Raw genomic sequence first — 19335 nt, 5'->3', positions numbered from 1 at the left:
AACTTGCCCATTATGGTGCATATTGTCTCTTTGAAACTTTTATACGGCGGTGGTTATTTCCAATACCCCGTTAATCCTTAGTTTGTTGCCATTGTGCCTAACACTTGCTATAAACGCTTTGGCGATATCTTTTTCTTTCTCTAACTCTTTAATACGGCCGTCAGTATAAGAAGTAGGAGTGTCGCAGTTGCCTTCATAAAGTTTTAGCCTTTGTAGTTTGTGAAAATTGATTTTTTCCTCTAAAAGAGAAACAACCACATCTAGTGCCTCAAAGGGTGTAAATTCTCCCTCTACCAATTGGATTTTCTGCACTGTTTTCACTTCTTTTTCTAATTCTAAAGTTTTCATGGATAAATGTTTTATGTTTATATTTTTGTGTGGATTAACAGACCACGCAGCAAAGTTCTCATATTAAATTCATTAATTTTTATTTATATTTATTATGTAATACATTAATATATCTTATGAATTATACTTTACATCAGCTGCAAATTTTTCTGAAAGTGGCACAAAATCAGAGCATTACCAAGGCATCAGAAGAGTTGTATCTTACCCAGCCGGCGGTTTCCATTCAACTGAAAAATTTTCAGGATCAGTTTTCCATCCCCTTGACCGAGGTCGTAGGCAGAAAATTGTACATAACCGAGTTTGGACAGGAGATTGCACTGGCCGCGGAAAAAGTTTTGAACGAAGTACATTCGCTAGATCACAAAACGCTTGCATATAAAGGACAACTCGTAGGGCGCCTTAAGATCTCCGTGGTGTCTACCGCAAAATACGTTATACCTTATTTCTTATCCAATTTTATGAGCAAGCATCCTGGCGTGGATCTTGTTATGGATGTTACCAATAAAGCTAAGGTTATTGAAAGTCTGGAACAGAACGATGTTGATTTTGCCATGGTCTCCGTTTTGCCAAAAAAGATGAAGATAGAGCGTATAGAACTTATGCAGAACAAACTTTTCTTTGTAGGTAGCGCTGCTGCAAACATAGATAGCAAGCAGGGTAGGAAACGGCTTTTTGAGCAGTTGCCACTAATTTTTAGAGAACAAGGTTCGGCCACCCGCAATGCTATGGAAAGTTTTATTTTCAAAAGCGGATTGTCTATACAGAAGAAAATAGAATTAACCTCCAATGAGGCTGTAAAACAGGCCGTTATTGCTGGTTTGGGTTATTCTATTATGCCCCTGATTGGAATTAAGAATGCTTTAAAAAACAAGGATGTCCAAATTATCCCGGTAAAAGGCCTCCCCATAAGCACTACCTGGAATCTCATCTGGTTGAGGTCTAAAAAACTTTCGCCCGCGGCTATGGCATTTAAGGAATATATTAATACTGAAAAAGATAGTATTATTAAAGAAACCTTTGATTGGTTTGAGGCGTACTAGCTCAATAATGGGAAGAGGCTAAATTTCTTTTGTATTTTCCATTAGTTCTTTGGCCTGATGGATATCTGCGTAAACAATGGGCAAGGAGTAGAGTAAAGGCATATTCTTAGGGTATTTGTTTCGTAGCTCCTCATTAATGGCACTAAAAAGCAGTGCCTTGGTCTTACCAATAATCAATGTTTGTTTTGAGCTTCCCAACGTATTGCCGCCTTTTTTTCTTTCATAAACGGTTTTCTCCGATACGGTAGCATTGTAAAGCAGATTTTTGGTAATTAAGGTATTAATGATTTGCATTGCCTGAGGTTTGGTTTTAGTAATGATGTGCACCAAGATCATAATTTTAAGTGTTTGGGTAAAGAGCGCTGACTGTATTGTAATATAGTAAAACAGTGCCCTTGCCTTAAAAAAGCGCCAGCCTGAGGACACCCTGTTTATTTAGCGAACACTAATTTGGGTCGGCTGGCGCACCAGAGAACTGTTTACATTTTTAAAAGAACATCATCATTTGTTCAATCAGTAGGAGTTAAACTACTATTTGTTATCGCTGATATATTGTCCGTTACACGGTTTATTTTCGCCTTAACTATAGGGTATTTTCCATAGAAGTTGTTACCATCTTGTCTTCTAAGGGTTAAAAGTATGCGTCCGTCTAAAAGTTCTTCCTTTCGTTCAATGATTAAACTGCTCCCATAAATGTTTATGATATTCACTGTAGAATCTCCAAGTCTAATCAGTTTTTTCTTTTGTGAAATACCAACAGCGCTATTGTTGCTAAAACTCGATTGGTCTGTTTGAAAATCATAGGACTCCAGTACGTAGACCTCGTCCGTTGGTTGTCCGTAAACCGATCCGCAAAAAATAAGTAAACCAATAAATGTTAACAAGATTCGCATATCTTAATTCTGTTTTACGAAGTAAGCATACTTCACTTTAACAAATATAAAAAGGAAACACTGCAAATTAGTTTTACTATTGTTAAACATTAGTTAAACTATTAAGATATGATAGTAATACTATTATATTTGTCTCGAAAATTAAATTAACAATATCATGGAGCGTCTATTGCAGTCCGTAAAAATTAGTATTAATCAAAAAATATATGTCAAAGACCCGGAGTCCTCTGATTTGGGTAAACGCATAATAAAGGAAAGCATCATCATGATCCATGAGATGGGTTTTGAGGGATTTACTTTTAAAAAACTGGGGAGCAAAATTGGGTCCAATGAGAGTTCCATTTATCGCTATTTCGAAAACAAGCACAAGCTGCTACTGTACCTTACATCCTGGTACTGGGGTTGGTTAGAGTATCAATTAGTGTTTTCTACCAATAGTATTTCAGATCCAAGTGAAAAATTAAAAAAGGCCATAGAAATTATTACAAGAGCCACAAAAGAAGATTCTTCCTATTCCCATATCAATGAAGTGCTTCTTAATAAAATAGTTATTAACGAATACTCCAAATCTTATTTAACTAAAGAAGTGGACATGGAGAATAAAGAGGGATATTTTGTTATTTACAAAAGGCTGGTAAGTAGGATAAGCGAGATGATCAATGGGGTAAATTCATCCTACCCGTACCCTTCCAGTCTGTCTAGCACGGTTGTGGAAGGAGCATTGCACCAACACTTTTTAAAGGAGCACTTTGCTTCCATGACAGATTGCACGGACAAGATTAGTCCCACGGAGTATCTAACCCATCTTATTTTCAATGCCCTAAACCGTACAACGAATGGCTAAAAATATTTTAACCGCTTGGCAGCGGCTAGTAGGTCTTTTAAAACTCGATAAAAAAGATGTGCTTCAGGTCTTCTATTATGCAATTTTTGCAGGCCTAATAAACCTTTCCCTCCCTCTGGGAATACAGGCTATCATAAACTTAATTCAGGGCGCGCAGGTAAGCACGTCCTGGATAATTTTGGTGATATTGGTTACCCTTGGGGTTGCTTTTGTAGGAGCGCTGCAATTAATGCAGTTCAGGATTATCGAAAATTTACAGCAGAAAATTTTTACTCGGGCGTCTTTTGAGTTTGCATATAGGTTCCCAAAGATTAAAATGGGGGAATTACGCAATTATTATCCGCCAGAGCTAGCCAATCGCTTTTTTGATACATTAACGGTGCAAAAGGGGCTGGCTAAAATTTTAATCGATTTTCCAGCAGCTTTTCTTCAAATTATTTTTGGGTTGATGTTACTGTCGTTTTATCACCCGTTCTTCATTATTTATGGAATTTTACTTCTTGTGCTTATCTACATCGTATTTAAGTTTACCGCGCAAAAGGGGTTGGAAACAAGTTTGGACGAGTCTAAAAATAAATACAAAGTTGCCCATTGGTTACAGGAAGTTGCCCGATCTATAATTGGGTTTAAACTGTCTGGTAAAACAACCCATGCCTTGGATAAGAACGATACGTTGGTGGCCGACTATCTTACTGCAAGGGAGAGTCATTTTAGAATTCTTGTGCTTCAATTTGCCCAAATGATCGGGTTTAAAGTGTTGGTTACAGCCGGACTTCTTCTAATCGGTGGTTTATTGGTGCTTAATCAGGAAATGAATATTGGGCAATTTGTGGCCGCAGAACTTATTATCCTTCTGGTAATATCTTCAGTGGAAAAACTTATTTTAGGGTTGGAATCCTTTTACGATGTGCTTACGTCCCTGGAAAAATTAGGACAGGTGGTGGATAAGGAGTTAGAGCCCCAAGATGGCATACGACCTTTCAAAGAGGGTGAAGGGTTTACCTTGGAATTCGATCATGTGGATTATAAGGTGCCAAAGGCAACTAAGAAAATTCTAGAAGATATATCGCTGACCATTACGCCTACATGCAAAGTTTTAGTCCAAGGTTCAAGTGGCTCGGGCAAATCTACTCTACTGCGCCTCATTGCCGGCATCGTAGAGCCTACCAGTGGAAGTATTTATGTGAACAACGTTTCCTTAAAAGGACTTCATTTAAATGAGTATCGTGCTCATTTGGGGCAATCCTTAACCGAAGAATCACCTTTTGAAGGTACGTTGGAAGATAACATCACCTTTGGAGACCCATCCATTACGTCGGAAGATATTTATTGGGCACTGGGAAAAACCGGGCTTACCCAATTTGTAAAAGAGCAATCCAAAGGGTTAAAAACGGTTCTTCACCCAGAGGGCAAACAGATTTCCCATAACGTAGCTAAGAAAATAGTTTTGGCCAGAAGTATTATTCGGAAGCCAAAGTTGCTTATCCTTAAAGATCCCCTAGATCAATTTGACGAAAAGGAAGCTCAGAAAATCATGGATTTTCTTACAGATCCTTCCAATGGCTGGGCGCTTTTAGTGGTAAGTAAAAATCCTAAATGGACCGTGGGTTGCAATAGAATAATTACCATTGAAAACGGAAAGATCGTAAACGAAAAGTAAGGAATATGCTAAACATATCACACAACAGACTTAATCAAAAAGTAGATATTTCTGGCTATAAATCGGGCAAAAAGGTCTTTCATAAAAGGCATTACAAGCATTTCAATAGATTCTTGCTTGGACTTTCCCTGTTCGGTATCTTCATTCTTTTTCTGCCATGGACACAAAACATTTCGGGCAATGGGTTCCTTACCACCCTTAAACCCGATCAACGACCACAGACCATTCAGTCCCCCATTCCGGGAAGAATAGAAAAGTGGTACGTACAAGAGGGCGATTTTGTAGAAAAGGGAGATACCATTCTTTTCATATCTGAAATAAAAAACGAATATTTTGACCCAAAACTTGTAGAACGTACCGGTGCACAAATAAAGGCCAAAGCGATGTCCGTTGTGTCCTATGAAGAAAAGGTAAAGGCGCTCAACAATCAAATACGGGCCCTAGGGCAGGAAAGATCCTTAAAACTGCAACAAGCCAAGAATAAACTTTTACAGGCCCGTTTAAAGGTGCAAAGCGATAGTATAGACCTGCAAGCGGCCAAAACCAATATCAATATCGCCGAAAGACAATACGATCGTGTTGTACAACTAGAAAAAGAGGGTCTTAAAGCGGTTACGGACGTAGAAGGAAAGCGTCTAAAACTTCAGGAAACCCAGGCAAAACTTGTTTCACAAGAGAATAAGTTGCTAGCAAGTAGAAATGAGATTATAAATGCCACTGTTGAGATAAACAGGGTGGGTGCCGAATATACCGATAAGATATCCAAGGCCCAGAGCGATATGTACACGGCCCAATCCAGTCAGTTCAATTCAGAGGCCCAGGTTACCAAGCTCGAAAACCAATATGCCAACTATGAGATTAGAAATGATCTATACTATATAAAGGCACCACAAAGTGGTTTTATAAACAAGGCCATACAAGCAGGCATTGGTGAAACTTTTAAGGAAGGCGATAGATTGGTTGGGATAATGCCCTCCAATTATGAATTGGCAGTGGAAACCTTTGTAAGGCCCATAGACCTGCCATTAATAAACCTGGGAGAAAAGGTTCGCATTCAGTTCGATGGCTGGCCCGCAATAATTTTTAGTGGCTGGCCCAATGTATCCTATGGTACCTATGGTGGGGTAGTTGTGGCAATAGAGACATTTATAAGTGACAATGGTAAATACCGGGTGCTTTTGGCTCCCGACCCCGAGGACCATAAATGGCCAACAGGAATAAGAGTAGGCTCCGGTGCCAATACCATTGCACTCTTGGAAGATGTTCCCATTTGGTTTGAACTATGGAGACAACTCAATGGTTTTCCGCCCAACTATTATAAGCCAACAAGTACAACCGCCAAAGTGGAAAAGAAATGAATTTAAGAACGTACTTAACCTACATTCTAATTTGCATTGGTATAAGTGTAGAAGCACAATCCAATGATAGTCTTGTACTTAACTTTAAGGAGTATCTGGGCTATGTGAAGAAATATCACCCTATTGCAAAACAAGCGGCATTGACCATAGATATTGGGCAGGCCAATCTAATGAAAGCCCGCGGAGGATTTGATCCCAAAATAGAGGTAGATTATGATCGAAAGAAACTAAAGGGCGTAGAATATTGGGACAGATTAAATACCACATTTAAGATACCAACTTGGTATGGGGTGGAACTAAAGGGAAATTTTGAACAAAATGAAGGGGATTTTATAAACCCAGATGAAACCGTACCGTCCAATGGCCTATATAGCGCAGGTGTCTCCGTGTCCTTGGCCCGGGGTTTTTGGATAAATGATCGAATGGCCACGTTGAGGAAGGCCAAATATTTTAGGGAGCAGTCCAAAGCAGACCGGGACCTTCAGGTAAACCAGATTCTGTACAAGGCTTCGCTGGCTTATTTTGATTGGTTATTGGCTTATAAGGACAGTAAAGTATATCAGGATTTTTTAGTAAATGCCCAAATTAGATTTGAAGGGATACGGAAAAGTGCCCTTGCCGGGGATATAGCGGCAATTGATACTGTAGAGGCTAAAATTGCGCTTCAAAGCAGGGCGTTGGGGTTAGAACAGGCAAAAATAAAACTGATCAAAAAATCGTTGGAGCTGTCCAATTTTATATGGTTAAGCGACAATATTCCAGTAGAACTAAACCCCAATGTAATCCCCGACATAAATTTGGAAAGAGATATAGATGTAACTTTGGAGGTATTGGGGAAACCTTTGGATAGTTTTACTTTGGAAAATCATCCCAAATTGTTATCATTAGGGTTTAAGGTCGATGGACTTATTGTAGACAAGCGGCTAAAAACCAATAAGCTACTTCCGAAAATTGATTTGGAATACAATTTTTTGACAGATACTCCTGAATTGATAAATTCTTTTGAATCCCAAAATTATAAAGGTGGCATAAATTTTTGGTTTCCACTATTTCTAAGAAAGGAGCGGGGAGATTTAAAACTGGCAAAGTTTAAACTGCGTGATGCTCAATTTGAATTGGACAATGCCCAAGTAGAAATTAGGAACAAGGTTTTTGCAATTTATAGGGAGTTAGATTCTTTTCAGATACAAAACCAATTGATTGGGGATATTGTTGAAAATTATGTAGCCTTGTTGAGCGCCGAGGAGCGTAAGTTCAGTTTTGGTGAAAGTTCGGTGTTTTTGATCAACTCTAGGGAAAGCAAGCTTATCGATTCGGAATTAAAAAGAAACGAAGTGCAGAACAAGTACTTTACGGCTAAGGCAAAACTATTCAATAGCCTGGCAATAAACCCTGAGAATCTCTGATTCTCGTCTAAGGAATAGGAACATATCATGGTAGCAAAAAATAAAAATAACTATAAGCGAATAGGTAAGGCATCTTCTTACATAAAGAGGTCTCGTAGATTGCGAATTAGCATCCTTTCCTTTGTTAAGGATACCTTTTTTATGGTGTTTGGTATTTTTGCGGCCGCTTTTGGCCTAGAGAGCTTTTTACTGCCCAATAGGTTTATAGATGGTGGAGCCACCGGCATCTCATTATTAGTAACAGAGGTTTCTTCGATACCGCTCTACTTCCTCATTGTGGTTGTAAATTTACCCTTTTTGGTACTTGGCTATAGGGTAATAGGCAAACAATTTGTTATAAAGGCCACGCTGGCCATTTTAGGTCTGGCTTTGGTATTGGCTACCGTTAGTTTTCCCGAGGTTACCCAAGATAAATTATTAGTGGCGGTCTTTGGAGGGTTTTTCCTCGGCGCGGGTATTGGACTCTCCATACGTGGCGGAGGTGTGCTAGACGGTACGGAAGTACTCGCCATTTACCTTAGTAAAAAAATGGGCACCAAAATTGGGGATGTAATTATCCTGATCAATGTTGTTATTTTTTTGGTGGCTGCCTATCTGTTGTCCATAGAGACTGCCCTTTACTCCATGCTTACCTATTTGGCTGCTTCTAAAACACTGGATTTTGTTGTGGATGGAATAGAGGAATATACAGGAGTAACCATAATTTCTGTTCATAGCGAGGAAATTAGGGTTATGATTACCGAAAATCTTGGGAGAGGACTTACCATCTATAGGGCCAAGGGAGGTTATGGTAAACAAGGAAAACACAATGAATATGATGTCATATACACGGTAATTACAAGGCTGGAGATCAGAAAACTGAATATTGAAATTGCAAAAATAGACTCCAAAGCATTTGTGGTGATGAACAGTATAAATGATACAAAGGGCGGGATGATAAAGAAAAGGAAGCTTAAAGGATAACTATTGCTTAGGGAAATGTTGTAATGGACCTAGAAATGTAAGTATTTCGCTTAAATTACTACCAATGTTATCCTTAATGATAATGCACAATACTATGGAAACATTTGCCAAGGATATAATGGATAAAACTACAAACGAACTGATTAGGGAAAGCCTCTCTAAAGCAATGGACTATGAAACCTATACCCAGTTGGTGGCCGAACACGCTAAAAATGGTAGTACTACGGGGCCAAACCAAACAGAATCGCTCATCAACTATACGGTGTTGAACGATAAACGTATGAAACGATGGAATAAAACGCTAAAAATCAGCGAGGAGGCAAAAACGAAAATCGCTTTGGCAGAAAAAGAAGTTACATGGTTGGTACTTACTGAAAGTTGGTGTGGGGACGCGGCTCCTACCATGCCAGTAATGAACAAAGTTGCAGAGTTAAATGAGAATGTTAACCTAAAGATCATTCTTCGTGATGAGCATACGGATCTTATGAATAGGTTTTTAACAAACGAGGCAATGTCCATTCCAAAACTCATCGCCTTTGACGAACAAAACGATAATATCATAGGAAGTTGGGGTCCTAGGCCCAGCACCGCTACCAAGATGGTTACCGCATATAAAGAGGAACATGGTAAGCTTACGCCAGAGTTTAAGCAAGATCTTCAGGTGTGGTACAATAAAGACAAAGGGCAAGATACTGTAAAAGACATGCTGTCCTTACTTTCCTTGAAATAAATAGGTAATGGTCCCCATTTGGGAAGCTTTGGTGGAAACGTTGAATTTAGCCTTCAAGGCATATACAATGGCGTTATCCACTAAACAACCATTGGAAGTACTAGAACTTTTATCGTTATAATCCGCTTCTATAACATTGCCAAGGGCATCTACCTTAATATTTACAACAACACGCCCGCCTTCTATACAGGTGTAAATGGGCGGAGGTAAGTCGTAGTTGTTTCTTCCTACCAAGGAAAAGGAAACAGAAGTTTTTCTTTTTGCCAGATTATTGGTGCGTTCTTCCTTTTGGGCCTCACGTTCGCCCAGCAATTGTTTTTTTTCTTCACGTTTTTTTGCCAGTTCTTGGAGGCTTGCTGCATAACCCTCATCGGAACTTAGCAAATCTTTGGCTTCGTCATTGTCCAAGGCTTGTTTTTCCTCTAAAAGCTCATCCAAAGTTTTTAAAGGTTCGGGCTCCCCAAAACTGGGTTTAGCAGTTTCGTTAAAGGCCATATGACTTTTTATGGGGTCTGCCTCGGCCATTTCTTGTAGTTGACGCTCTTGCTCCTCCAGAAGTTCTTCCAAATCTTCATCGGCCAGCACCATTTCAATAACATACTCGTCTTCTTCCGTGGATCCCAGATGTATGTTATACAATAACAATACAATTAGTGACATGGAAAAGAAAGTTATTAATAATGATAACTGTTTCCGGTTCAAATTCATAGTGCTATAACCACTTTTAGTCAAAAATATTTTAATAATTCGATGAAAGAAAGCATTTTAGATACATATTGCAGTATTATAGCTAAAACATCTCTTTCTCAAAATCTTTAGGCGTTAGTGCCTTATCTACGTTATAATAGCCTATTTTGGTTCTTCGTAATTCCGATAAATATCCTCCGGAACCAAGTGCTTTGCCAAAATCGTGTGCCAAGGACCTAATATATGTTCCTTTGCTACAACATATCCTAAACCCTACTTCCGGTAGGTTTATCTTCGTAATTTCAAATTCGCGCACATGTACAGTTCTAGATTTTATCTCTACTTCTTCACCTTGGCGAGCGTATTGGTACAATCTTTTGCCATCTTTTTTTAGTGCCGAAAAAATGGGAGGTATTTGCTGAATTTCTCCAATAAAGTGCATTGCGGTATCATAAATGCTCTTTTCGGTTAAATGGGTAATAGGATACGTATGGTCCACTTCCGACTCCAAATCGTAGGATGGTGTGGTTGCCCCAAGGGTAATGGTTCCGGTATATTCTTTTTCCTGGCCTTGTAGTTCGCTTATTTTTTTGGTGAATTTGCCCGTACAGATCAGAAGCAGACCAGTTGCCAATGGGTCTAGAGTGCCTGCATGTCCAACCTTTATTTTTTTTAGATCAAACTTTTTGCGAATAGCCCATTTAACGGAATTTACCGCTTGAAATGATGTCCATTTCAAGGGTTTGTCTATTAACAACAGCTGTCCGTTTAAAAAATCTTCTTTGGTTTTCAATGCTATGTTTAAATAAGGTGTTCAGGACAATTACCCCCAAAAACCGTACCCAATGGCCAAAAGACCAATAACTAAACAGTAAATGGCAAAATAAGTAAGCTTACTTCTTTTAACCAATTGGATCATCCAAGTGCAGGCAACCAAACCGGCTAAAAAGGCTGCTATGAAGCCTGCTCCAATGGCAAAGGCTTGTTCGTTCGCAAAATTTAGTTCTCCACCAAAAATATCCTTTGCCATCTTTCCAAAAATTAATGGTACCACCATCAAAAAAGAAAATCGGGCAGCTTTGGTCTTATCCACGCCCAACAACACCGAAGTGGATATTGTTGCACCACTTCGGGATATCCCCGGTAAAATTGCGATAGCTTGGGACAGTCCAACAATAAAGGCACTTACAAAGGTTACTTTTTTATCGGTGTCTTTAGCTTTATCCGCAAAGTAGAGCAATACTGCGGTTATTAGGAGCATAAAGCCCACAAAACGGATGTTGCCATCAAAAAAGGCTTCCATCTGTTCTTCAAAAAATAGGCCTACAAATACTGCAGGTATCATAGAGGTAATAACTTTTAAAGAGAATTGGGTTTCTTCGTTCCATTTAAACTGAAACATCCCTCGTGTTATTTCCCATACGTCCTTGCGAAACACTACAAGAGTACTTAGGGCGGTGGCAAAATGCAGTATTACGGTAAATAAAAGACTTTCTTGTGGTACAAAATGGTCTCCCAATAATGCCTTGCCAAGTTCTAAATGACCGCTAGAAGAAACAGGAAGAAACTCAGTCAACCCTTGGATGACCCCTAAGATAATTGCATCTAAAATATCCAACCTATTGTTTCTTATTGTGAGGGTTCAATAGTATGGCATAAACCTCTATGCCCAATCCTATAAGAACCAAGGTAGGAGCCAAGCGTATTCTTCTAAAGTTGTAGATTTCCTCATTAAAGACATTAGGGTCGTCACTTCCACCTCCGCTCATCAAAATAAACCCTAGGGCAATACATGCCACTCCAATGAACATAAATAGATAGTTCTTTTTTTGAAAGATAAACTCGGGCTTGTTTTGTTGACCGTTGCTTTTTTTCTGTTTCTTGCTCATTGTGCAAATTTAGTAATATAAATCGTCCGTTCTAAGATTTAGGAAGCGTTGGGTGGCAAAATAGGTGCTTATTAACGAAATGATAACACCCAAAACAAAAACACCTACAAATAATATAGCAAGAATCACGGTATCATTGAATAATCCAAGTTCGGGAAAATTCTCGTTCACATAATATAGGACAACCCCCAAAGCCAATAAAGCCAAGGCTGCTCCCAACATTCCCAACTTAATGTTGGTCCAAATAAACGGTCTTCGAATAAATCGTTTTGTGGCGCCTACCATTTGCATTGTCTTAATAATAAAGCGTTTAGAATATATAGATAAGCGGATAGAGCTATTAATGAGCAAAAAAGCTATAAAGGTGAAAACCGCACTGGCAACCAAGATCCAAAAACTTATTCTTTTTACATTGTCGGTCAATAGGGCTATCAACGGTTTGTCATAACTTACCTCTTCCACATAACCCTTTTCTTCTAAATCCCGGGCAATAGCCTCAATTTGGTCCGTAGAGACAAAATCGGCTTTAAGGTTAACATCGATAGAATTTTTTAAGGGGTTGTATCCTAAAAAATCCATAAAATTCTCCCCAATGTCTTCGCTATGCTGTTCTGCCGCTTCTTCCTTGGAAACATAAAGTGCAGATTTGGTATAATCCGCCATGGCCAAACTTTTCTGCAATTGATCTACTTCAACAGGCTTGGCACTATCCTTTAGAAATACGGTTATCGCAATCTGTTCCTTAAAATGATCGGCTAGTTTTTTAGTGTTTATAACAAGAAGTCCAAGAATGCCCAATAAAAACAGTACCAGTCCTATGCTAAGAGCCACTGAGAAATAAGAGGATATCAGTTTTCGTCTTTGATAGCGTTCAAAAGATTTACTCATAATGCAAAATGAATACGTAAAAATAGCAAAGTAATTTTAATAACCTTGTTTGGATATAGCTTTAACAGCATTCTAACCTTTGCAATTCCCAATAGATTGTCTTCCCAAGAAACTTTCGCCTTTCAGGGATTAAACTTATTTTTGCGCGGTACATAAATGAGATATCCAGAATGAACTACAATTTCAACGAAATTGAGGCCAAATGGCAGAAATATTGGGCAGAGAACCAAACGTTTAAAGCGGAGAACAATGCGGACAAGACGAAGTTTTACGTGTTGGACATGTTTCCCTATCCATCTGGTGCCGGATTGCATGTAGGGCATCCGTTAGGTTACATTGCCAGTGATATCTATTCGCGTTATAAAAGACACAAAGGTTTTAATGTACTACACCCTATGGGGTATGATTCTTTTGGGCTACCGGCAGAACAATACGCCATACAAACGGGTCAGCATCCGGCCATTACTACGGAAACCAACATCAATAGATATAGGGCTCAATTAGATCAGATGGGATTTTCTTTTGATTGGAGCCGTGAAGTAAGGACTTCTGACCCTAAATATTATAAATGGACCCAATGGATTTTTATCCAACTCTTCAACTCGTGGTATGATAGGGATGCCGATAAGGCAAGGGATATGAATACGCTAATTTCAATTTTTGAAAAAAGCGGGAATACTACGGTAGATGCAGTTTGTGATGATGAGGTTGAAGCATTTTCAGCTGCTGACTGGAAACAATTTTCCAGTAAAGAGCAACAACAGACCCTTTTGAAATACCGGTTGACCTATTTGGCCGAGACCGAGGTAAACTGGTGTGCCGAATTGGGAACGGTTTTGGCTAACGACGAAATTGTCAATGGAGTTTCCGAACGGGGTGGCTATCCTGTAGTCCGAAAAAAGATGCTACAATGGAGCATGCGTATTTCTGCTTATGCGCAACGCTTGTTGGATGACTTGGGTAAAATAGATTGGCCACAACCACTAAAGGATTCCCAAACCAATTGGATAGGTAGGTCCGAAGGTGCGGAAGTAACATTTATGACCATACCTACAGACGAAAACCAAAAGGAATACCCCATTGAAGTCTTTACAACACGACCAGATACCATTTTTGGGGCTAGTTTTATGACCTTGGCACCAGAGCACCAACTGGTTTCAAAAATAACTACACCGGCCCAACAGGTAGAAGTGGATGCATATATAGAAGCTACTTCCAAAAGGTCGGAGCGCGATAGGATGGCCGATGTAAAGGTAATAACAGGCGCATTTACAGGAGCTTATGCCAAACACCCGTTTACAGGAGACCCTATTCCTATTTGGATTGGCGACTATGTACTGGCCGGTTACGGTACAGGTGCCGTAATGTCCGTACCATGCGGAGATCAGCGCGATTACGATTTTGCGAAACATTTTGATATTCCCATCCCAAATATTTTTAAAGGGGTAGATATTTCAGAAGAGGCCTTTGCGGATAAGGGAAGTACCATAATAGCCAATTCCGACTTTTTAAATGATCTGCCCTACCACAAAGCAGTTAAACGAGTAATAGAGGAATTGGAAAAATTAAAACAAGGTACGGGCAAGATTAATTATCGTTTACGCGATGCCGTGTTTAGCAGGCAGCGATATTGGGGAGAGCCCTTTCCTGTGTATTATGTAAACGGAATGCCACAAATGATAGCCCATGAACATCTACCTTTAAAGTTACCCGAAGTGGCAAAATACCTACCCACAGATACTGGTGAACCACCTTTGGGGAACGCTTTGCACTGGGCGTGGGACACCAAAAGCAATCAGGTGGTTTCCAACGACTTAATATCCAATGAAAACGGGGTTTATCCTTTGGAGTTGAATACAATGCCAGGTTGGGCAGGTAGTTCTTTCTATTTTAACCGATACATGGACCAGAGCAATGACAATGAGATATTTGCTAAGGAAGCTATAGGTTATTGGCAAGACGTAGATCTTTACATAGGAGGCAGTGAGCATGCCACGGGACATTTGTTATATTCGCGTTTCTGGCAAAAGTTTTTGTTTGATAAAGGGATTGTCCCAAAAGAGGAGTATGCCAAAAAACTGATTAACCAAGGAATGATTTTGGGTACCAGTGCCATCGTCTATAGAATAAGCGGAACAAACACTTATGTTTCCAAAGGCCTAAAAGATAACCACAAGGTAGATGAGATTAGGGTAGAAGTAGGGTTGATAAATGCTTCCGATGAATTGGACATGGAAGGATTAAGAAATTGGCAGCCCCAATTTAAGGAGGCCGAATTTGTACTGGAAGACGACAAATACATTGTTGGACGTGAAATTGAAAAAATGTCCAAGCGATGGTATAATGTAGTAAATCCGGATGAAATATGCGTCCAATATGGCGCGGATTCTCTTCGATTATATGAAATGTTCCTTGGACCATTGGAACAGGCGAAACCATGGAACACAGCCGGAATTACGGGAGTGCATTCCTTTCTTAAGAAATTATGGAAGTTGTATTTTGATGAAAATGGCATCAAGCTTACCAACAACGAACCCACAAAAGAGAACCTAAAGACCTTACACAAGACCATTAAAAAGGTAGAGGAGGATATAGAAATTTTTTCGTTCAATACTACAGTCTCCACTTTCATGATTTGCGTAAACGAGCTGTCGGCACAAAAATGTTCAAGCAAGGCCATTTTACAACCGCTAGCCATTTTGATATCTCCGTATGCGCCTCATATTGCAGAAGAACTTTGGCACCACCTTGGAAATACAAATAGTATTTCCACTGCCCCTTTTCCCAAGTACGAAGCACAGCATACTATAGAAAACAGTAAAGAATATCCAATATCGTTCAATGGTAAAATGCGTTTTACTATGAAGTTACCATTAGACATGGACAGGCAAGAAATAGAGGAAGCTGTAATGGCACATGAAAAAACACAACAGCAATTGCAAGGACGTAGTCCTAAAAAGATAATCATTGTGCCGGGCAAGATTGTAAATATTGTGGGATAGCATTGTAGGTTGCCCATGTCTATATTTTAGTTAGGGAGAACAATAGTACTACCGGTGTTAAAGGGGATTGAGTTATGTTAAATCTGGAAGACTAATGATAAACTATGTTGAAGTTATTGGACTGATTGCTGCCACCTGTACAACAGCATCTTTTGTGCCTCAGGTATACAAGGCATGGAAGCACAAGTCTACCAAGGACATTTCACTGTCCATGTACATCGTGTTCATTATTGGGACCATTCTTTGGTTTTTCTACGGAATTTATCATGAAAGTTTGGCCATCATATTGGCTAACGGTATAACGGCCATTTTGGCTTTTCTGGTGATATTTCTCAAGTTAAGACATAAGTGATAGGCTAGACATTTTGTCAGTAGAATATACCCCGGTTCGTTTGGCCAGGTTTTTGCATTTAATACGGTATATTTATAATAGTATTTAAAAGTAAAAACGTATGATGACATATTATATATTGCTTGGAGCCATTGCTTTGGTAAGCTGGTTGGTAAGCAACAAGTTAAAAAGCAAGTTTAAGCATTATTCCAAAGTTCAGCTTCGCAATGGAATGAGCGGTGCGGAGATAGCAGAAAAGATGTTGGCCGATCACGGCATTAGGGACGTTAAGGTAGTATCTACTCCAGGAATGCTTACCGATCACTATAATCCTACGAATAAGACTGTAAACCTTAGTGAAGGGGTCTATAATCAACGAAACGCATCAGCTGCAGCGGTAGCTGCGCACGAGTGTGGCCATGCTGTACAGCATGCTACCGCCTACGAATGGCTTACCATGCGATCCAAATTGGTGCCCGTTGTAAGCATTACATCCGGGATGTCCATGTGGGTGGTTTTTGGGGGTCTTATGCTTGGAGCCGCAGCTGGGGTAGGTTTCGGATTTTATATTGCCGTAGCCGGTCTTGCAATGATGGCCATGGCCACATTGTTCAGTTTTATAACGCTTCCCGTGGAATATGATGCCAGTAATAGGGCTTTAGCTTGGCTTAAGAATAAAAATATGGTAGGCCAAGAAGAATATGCCGGAGCCGAGGATGCGTTAAAATGGGCGGCAAGAACATATCTGGTGGCTGCTTTGGGTGCATTGGCCTCCTTGGTATATTGGGGACTTCAGGTTTTTGGCGGAAGGGATTAGTTTAAATTGTAATCTGCCGATCTATCTGTTGGTCAAGGGATATAAACGTTTCTGTGCGAGATACCCCCTCTATTTGTTGTATGTCCTTATTTAGCACATACATTAAATGCTCATTGTCCTTACAGAGCACTTTAATTAAAATAGACCAGTTCCCTGTTGTATAATGACATTCCAATACCTCTGGGATTTTTTCCAATTGCTTAACGGCAGCAGGATTGCTCATGGCCTTGTCCAAATAAATTCCGATATAAGCCATTGTTGTATAACCAAGCACTTTAGGTGCAATTACAAATTTGGAACCCGCTATTAGTCCGGACGCTTCCAATTTTCGAAGTCTTTGATGAATGGCCGCTCCGGAGATACCAATATTTCGGGCAATTTCCAAAATGGGTTTTCGGGCATCCCTCATCAAAAACCTAAGAATTTTTTTATCTATGCCGTCTATTTTAACTTTTTCGTTAGTCGATTTCATATTTATGATTTCAATCTAATCATAAATATACCGAGTTAGTTACAAATACTAATAAAATAATCTTGGCGATTATATAAAAATAAGAAGGCACCGGGGATAGTATCTACTTCAAAAGCAATGGATTTAACCAAAAATTTAGCGGACCACCAAATCTGGATTATAACCAAAATAAGGTACTTCATACTCATTGAACCGTATTCCATAAGTGGCCAGTTCCGAAAGAATGGGTTCGTAAATCGCTTTCTCAATAGGAATTTGTACCCCAGTAGCAGTTATTTTTTTATTTAATATAAGTAAAGTAGCAATAGCTACAGGAAGTCCAACCGTCTTTGCCATGGCCGTATGGGTGCTACTTTCCCCTATTACTACCATATTGGCGTCTATCTGATACTTTTTATTCCCCATTTTGTAACCAAATTTATGGTACATAACAATCATATCCTTATCATCATCGGCCAAAGTCCAACTGTCTTCTAAGATTTGTTGCAGAATTTGTGCGGGAGTGGCATTTTTAAGTCGGATGGTCTTATCAGGGTCAAAAATGTTAAGTTCTAACAATTTCCCCCACATAATGTCATCTTGATCTATTTTAAGGTAGTGCCTTAGTTTTAGCTCCACAGAATCTGTGGGCGAATAGGGAAGAAATGAATTGGTATACTCCCTATAGGACATACCTTCGGAATTTTCTATTGTATAACTGTCGTCCGTCATACCAAGTTGCACAAACATGTTCCATGCCTTGGAAAATCCAACCCTTCTCATGGTACCTCTATAGAGCGTAAGTGCGTCTTGCAGACCATAGGCCTCGCGGTATTTTAATGAGTCCCTATTGGCGTATCCTTCAAAGGAGCCATAACCTTTTATGTCCAAGAACTCTGTCCTTCTAAAAAGCTTGTGATATGGGATATATTTATAAGTGCCTTCCTGGATAAATTTAGCCGCACCTCCTTGACCGGCAAGTACTACGTTTCTTGGATTCCAGGTAAATTTGTAATTCCACAGATTATTGTCGCTTTCCGGAGCTACCAAGCCGCCCGTAAAGGACTCGAACAGTAATATTTTTCCGCCTTTCTCTCGGATCGTATCGATTATTTGCATGGCACTCATATGGTCTATGCCGGGATCTACACCTATTTCGTTCATAAGAACAATTCCCTTTTCCTTGGCCTCTGCATCCAACGTTTTTAGCTCTTCACTTACATAAGATGCGGTTACCAAATCTTTGCCAAAAGCAACGCAATCTGTCGCTACTTTAATATGGAAGCGTGCAGGAAGCATGGAAACTACAATATTGCTTTCCTGTATGGCTTTTCTGCGTTCCTTATCGTTAAAAATGTCTAGTTTAAACACATTACACGAAGGATGCGATTTAATGCTCTCCGAGATAACTTTGGGGTTCAGTTCTCCAATGGTAAGAAATAAATTTTCTTCCTCGGCCTTATTTAAGAAATAATCCAGAAGATATGAGGTGGATTTCCCCGCTCCTATTACCAGTATTTTACGCAACATGGGTTTTACCTACTTTTGTAATTAATAACGCCTGCTAAGGTATCAAATTGTTACATTTATAAAAATATCATCAATTTAAGTTATGAACAAAACAATTTTTATTACCGGATTGCTATTCGGTTTTTTGGCGATTTTACTCGGAGCCCTTGGATCTCATGGCTTGGAAGGCGTTATAGATGCCAAAGCTATAACAACTTTTAAAACCGGGGTAAACTACCAAATGTATAGTGCACTCTTTCTGTTGGTTTTGGGAAGTGTAAAACAATTGCCCGCCCAAAAGAAAAGAGGGGTATACTATTTAACCACCTTAGGTACTGTATTATTTTCTTTTTCTATTTATTTTTTGGCCACAAATGAGGTAACAGCTTTCGATTTTGGGGTTATTGCCCTTGCCACTCCCATTGGCGGAATCTTATTGTTATCTGCCTGGTTGGTTTTAGGTTACCGTGTTTTTCAACAGTTTGACTAAACAATCGTAAAATTCACTTTAAAAGTGCA

Annotated in this window: 21 protein-coding genes; 11 read left to right on the top strand and 10 right to left on the bottom strand. The window is 39.5% G+C overall.

The window, feature by feature from the left end; translation table 11 throughout:
- Nucleotides 1-39: 39 nt before the first annotated feature.
- On the bottom strand, nucleotides 40-348 hold the full coding sequence (locus ACEQ81_RS01210) for a hypothetical protein (protein WP_411029019.1): 309 nt from the start codon (nucleotides 346-348) through the stop codon (nucleotides 40-42).
- A 116-nt stretch (nucleotides 349-464) separates the two neighbouring features.
- Here ACEQ81_RS01210 and ACEQ81_RS01205 point away from each other — a divergent pair, with 116 nt between their 5' ends.
- The gene (locus ACEQ81_RS01205; protein WP_411029018.1) at nucleotides 465-1388 is read left to right on the top strand and encodes a LysR substrate-binding domain-containing protein; all 924 of its coding nucleotides are present in this window, start codon (nucleotides 465-467) and stop codon (nucleotides 1386-1388) included.
- 18 nt (nucleotides 1389-1406) lie between these two features.
- Here the strand turns inward: ACEQ81_RS01205 and ACEQ81_RS01200 are convergent, their stop codons facing one another.
- Entirely contained in the window at nucleotides 1407-1682 is a 276-nt protein-coding gene (locus tag ACEQ81_RS01200) for a hypothetical protein (protein ID WP_411029017.1), read from the bottom strand.
- 215 nt (nucleotides 1683-1897) lie between these two features.
- On the bottom strand, nucleotides 1898-2281 hold the full coding sequence (locus ACEQ81_RS01195; RefSeq protein WP_411029016.1) for a hypothetical protein: 384 nt from the start codon (nucleotides 2279-2281) through the stop codon (nucleotides 1898-1900).
- 157 nt (nucleotides 2282-2438) lie between these two features.
- On the opposite strand from ACEQ81_RS01195, the gene ACEQ81_RS01190 reads away from it, so the two are divergent.
- From ACEQ81_RS01190 to ACEQ81_RS01165, 6 genes are all read left to right on the top strand, one after another.
- Nucleotides 2439-3125: a TetR/AcrR family transcriptional regulator gene (locus ACEQ81_RS01190; RefSeq protein WP_411029015.1), complete on the top strand. Its 687-nt coding sequence runs from the start codon at nucleotides 2439-2441 to the stop codon at nucleotides 3123-3125.
- The gene (locus ACEQ81_RS01185) at nucleotides 3118-4785 is read left to right on the top strand and encodes a peptidase domain-containing ABC transporter (protein WP_411029014.1); all 1668 of its coding nucleotides are present in this window, start codon (nucleotides 3118-3120) and stop codon (nucleotides 4783-4785) included. The genes ACEQ81_RS01190 and ACEQ81_RS01185 overlap by 8 nt, the downstream gene beginning before the upstream one ends.
- Before the next feature lie 5 nt (nucleotides 4786-4790).
- A complete protein-coding gene (locus tag ACEQ81_RS01180; protein ID WP_411029013.1) occupies nucleotides 4791-6143 on the top strand; it encodes an HlyD family secretion protein in 1353 nt (450 codons plus the stop codon).
- Nucleotides 6140-7549, top strand: coding sequence for a TolC family protein (locus tag ACEQ81_RS01175; RefSeq protein ID WP_411029012.1), 1410 nt, complete (start codon nucleotides 6140-6142; stop codon nucleotides 7547-7549). The genes ACEQ81_RS01180 and ACEQ81_RS01175 overlap by 4 nt, the downstream gene beginning before the upstream one ends.
- A gap of 27 nt (nucleotides 7550-7576) precedes the next feature.
- On the top strand, nucleotides 7577-8512 hold the full coding sequence (locus tag ACEQ81_RS01170) for a YitT family protein (protein ID WP_411029011.1): 936 nt from the start codon (nucleotides 7577-7579) through the stop codon (nucleotides 8510-8512).
- Between the two features lie 94 nt (nucleotides 8513-8606).
- Complete coding sequence (locus ACEQ81_RS01165) at nucleotides 8607-9242, top strand: thioredoxin family protein (RefSeq protein ID WP_411029010.1); 636 nt, start codon at nucleotides 8607-8609, stop codon at nucleotides 9240-9242.
- Here ACEQ81_RS01165 and ACEQ81_RS01160 read toward each other — a convergent pair.
- From ACEQ81_RS01160 to ACEQ81_RS01140, 5 genes are all read right to left on the bottom strand, one after another.
- Nucleotides 9225-9950, bottom strand: coding sequence for a hypothetical protein (locus ACEQ81_RS01160; protein WP_411029009.1), 726 nt, complete (start codon nucleotides 9948-9950; stop codon nucleotides 9225-9227). The two genes, ACEQ81_RS01165 and ACEQ81_RS01160, sit on opposite strands and share 18 nt — an antisense overlap.
- A gap of 82 nt (nucleotides 9951-10032) precedes the next feature.
- Nucleotides 10033-10722 carry a tRNA pseudouridine(55) synthase TruB gene (gene truB / locus ACEQ81_RS01155; protein WP_411029008.1) on the bottom strand — a complete coding sequence of 230 codons (690 nt, stop codon included), beginning with the start codon at nucleotides 10720-10722 and terminating at the stop codon, nucleotides 10033-10035.
- Nucleotides 10723-10752: 30 nt separating this feature from the next.
- Nucleotides 10753-11547: an undecaprenyl-diphosphate phosphatase gene (locus ACEQ81_RS01150; RefSeq protein ID WP_411029007.1), complete on the bottom strand. Its 795-nt coding sequence runs from the start codon at nucleotides 11545-11547 to the stop codon at nucleotides 10753-10755.
- 1 nt (nucleotide 11548) lies between these two features.
- Nucleotides 11549-11818, bottom strand: a complete 270-nt coding sequence (locus ACEQ81_RS01145; protein WP_411029006.1) for a DUF3098 domain-containing protein — start codon at nucleotides 11816-11818, stop codon at nucleotides 11549-11551.
- 9 nt (nucleotides 11819-11827) lie between these two features.
- Nucleotides 11828-12706 (bottom strand): cell division protein FtsX, encoded by an 879-nt coding sequence (locus tag ACEQ81_RS01140; protein ID WP_411029005.1) that lies wholly within the window; start codon nucleotides 12704-12706, stop codon nucleotides 11828-11830.
- A gap of 170 nt (nucleotides 12707-12876) precedes the next feature.
- Here ACEQ81_RS01140 and leuS point away from each other — a divergent pair, with 170 nt between their 5' ends.
- From leuS to ACEQ81_RS01125, 3 genes are all read left to right on the top strand, one after another.
- Complete coding sequence (gene leuS / locus ACEQ81_RS01135; RefSeq protein ID WP_411029004.1) at nucleotides 12877-15708, top strand: leucine--tRNA ligase; 2832 nt, start codon at nucleotides 12877-12879, stop codon at nucleotides 15706-15708.
- Nucleotides 15709-15802: 94 nt separating this feature from the next.
- Nucleotides 15803-16060 carry a SemiSWEET family sugar transporter gene (locus ACEQ81_RS01130; protein WP_411029003.1) on the top strand — a complete coding sequence of 86 codons (258 nt, stop codon included), beginning with the start codon at nucleotides 15803-15805 and terminating at the stop codon, nucleotides 16058-16060.
- Nucleotides 16061-16160: 100 nt separating this feature from the next.
- Nucleotides 16161-16856, top strand: coding sequence for a zinc metallopeptidase (locus tag ACEQ81_RS01125; RefSeq protein ID WP_411029002.1), 696 nt, complete (start codon nucleotides 16161-16163; stop codon nucleotides 16854-16856).
- Nucleotide 16857: 1 nt separating this feature from the next.
- Here ACEQ81_RS01125 and ACEQ81_RS01120 read toward each other — a convergent pair whose 3' ends face one another.
- Nucleotides 16858-17328: an Lrp/AsnC ligand binding domain-containing protein gene (locus ACEQ81_RS01120; RefSeq protein ID WP_411029001.1), complete on the bottom strand. Its 471-nt coding sequence runs from the start codon at nucleotides 17326-17328 to the stop codon at nucleotides 16858-16860.
- 135 nt (nucleotides 17329-17463) lie between these two features.
- On the bottom strand, nucleotides 17464-18837 hold the full coding sequence (locus tag ACEQ81_RS01115) for a saccharopine dehydrogenase family protein (RefSeq protein WP_411029000.1): 1374 nt from the start codon (nucleotides 18835-18837) through the stop codon (nucleotides 17464-17466).
- Between the two features lie 82 nt (nucleotides 18838-18919).
- On the opposite strand from ACEQ81_RS01115, the gene ACEQ81_RS01110 reads away from it, so the two are divergent.
- Nucleotides 18920-19306, top strand: coding sequence for a DUF423 domain-containing protein (locus tag ACEQ81_RS01110; protein ID WP_411028999.1), 387 nt, complete (start codon nucleotides 18920-18922; stop codon nucleotides 19304-19306).
- The last annotated feature ends 29 nt before the right edge of the window (nucleotides 19307-19335 follow it).

The organism is Spongiimicrobium sp. 3-5 (assembly GCF_046557915.1).
Lineage (GTDB): Bacteria > Bacteroidota > Bacteroidia > Flavobacteriales > Flavobacteriaceae > JBHEBG01.
The sequence above is the reverse complement of the archived record's forward strand: the minus strand, read 5'-3'. Positions and strand labels throughout refer to the sequence as shown.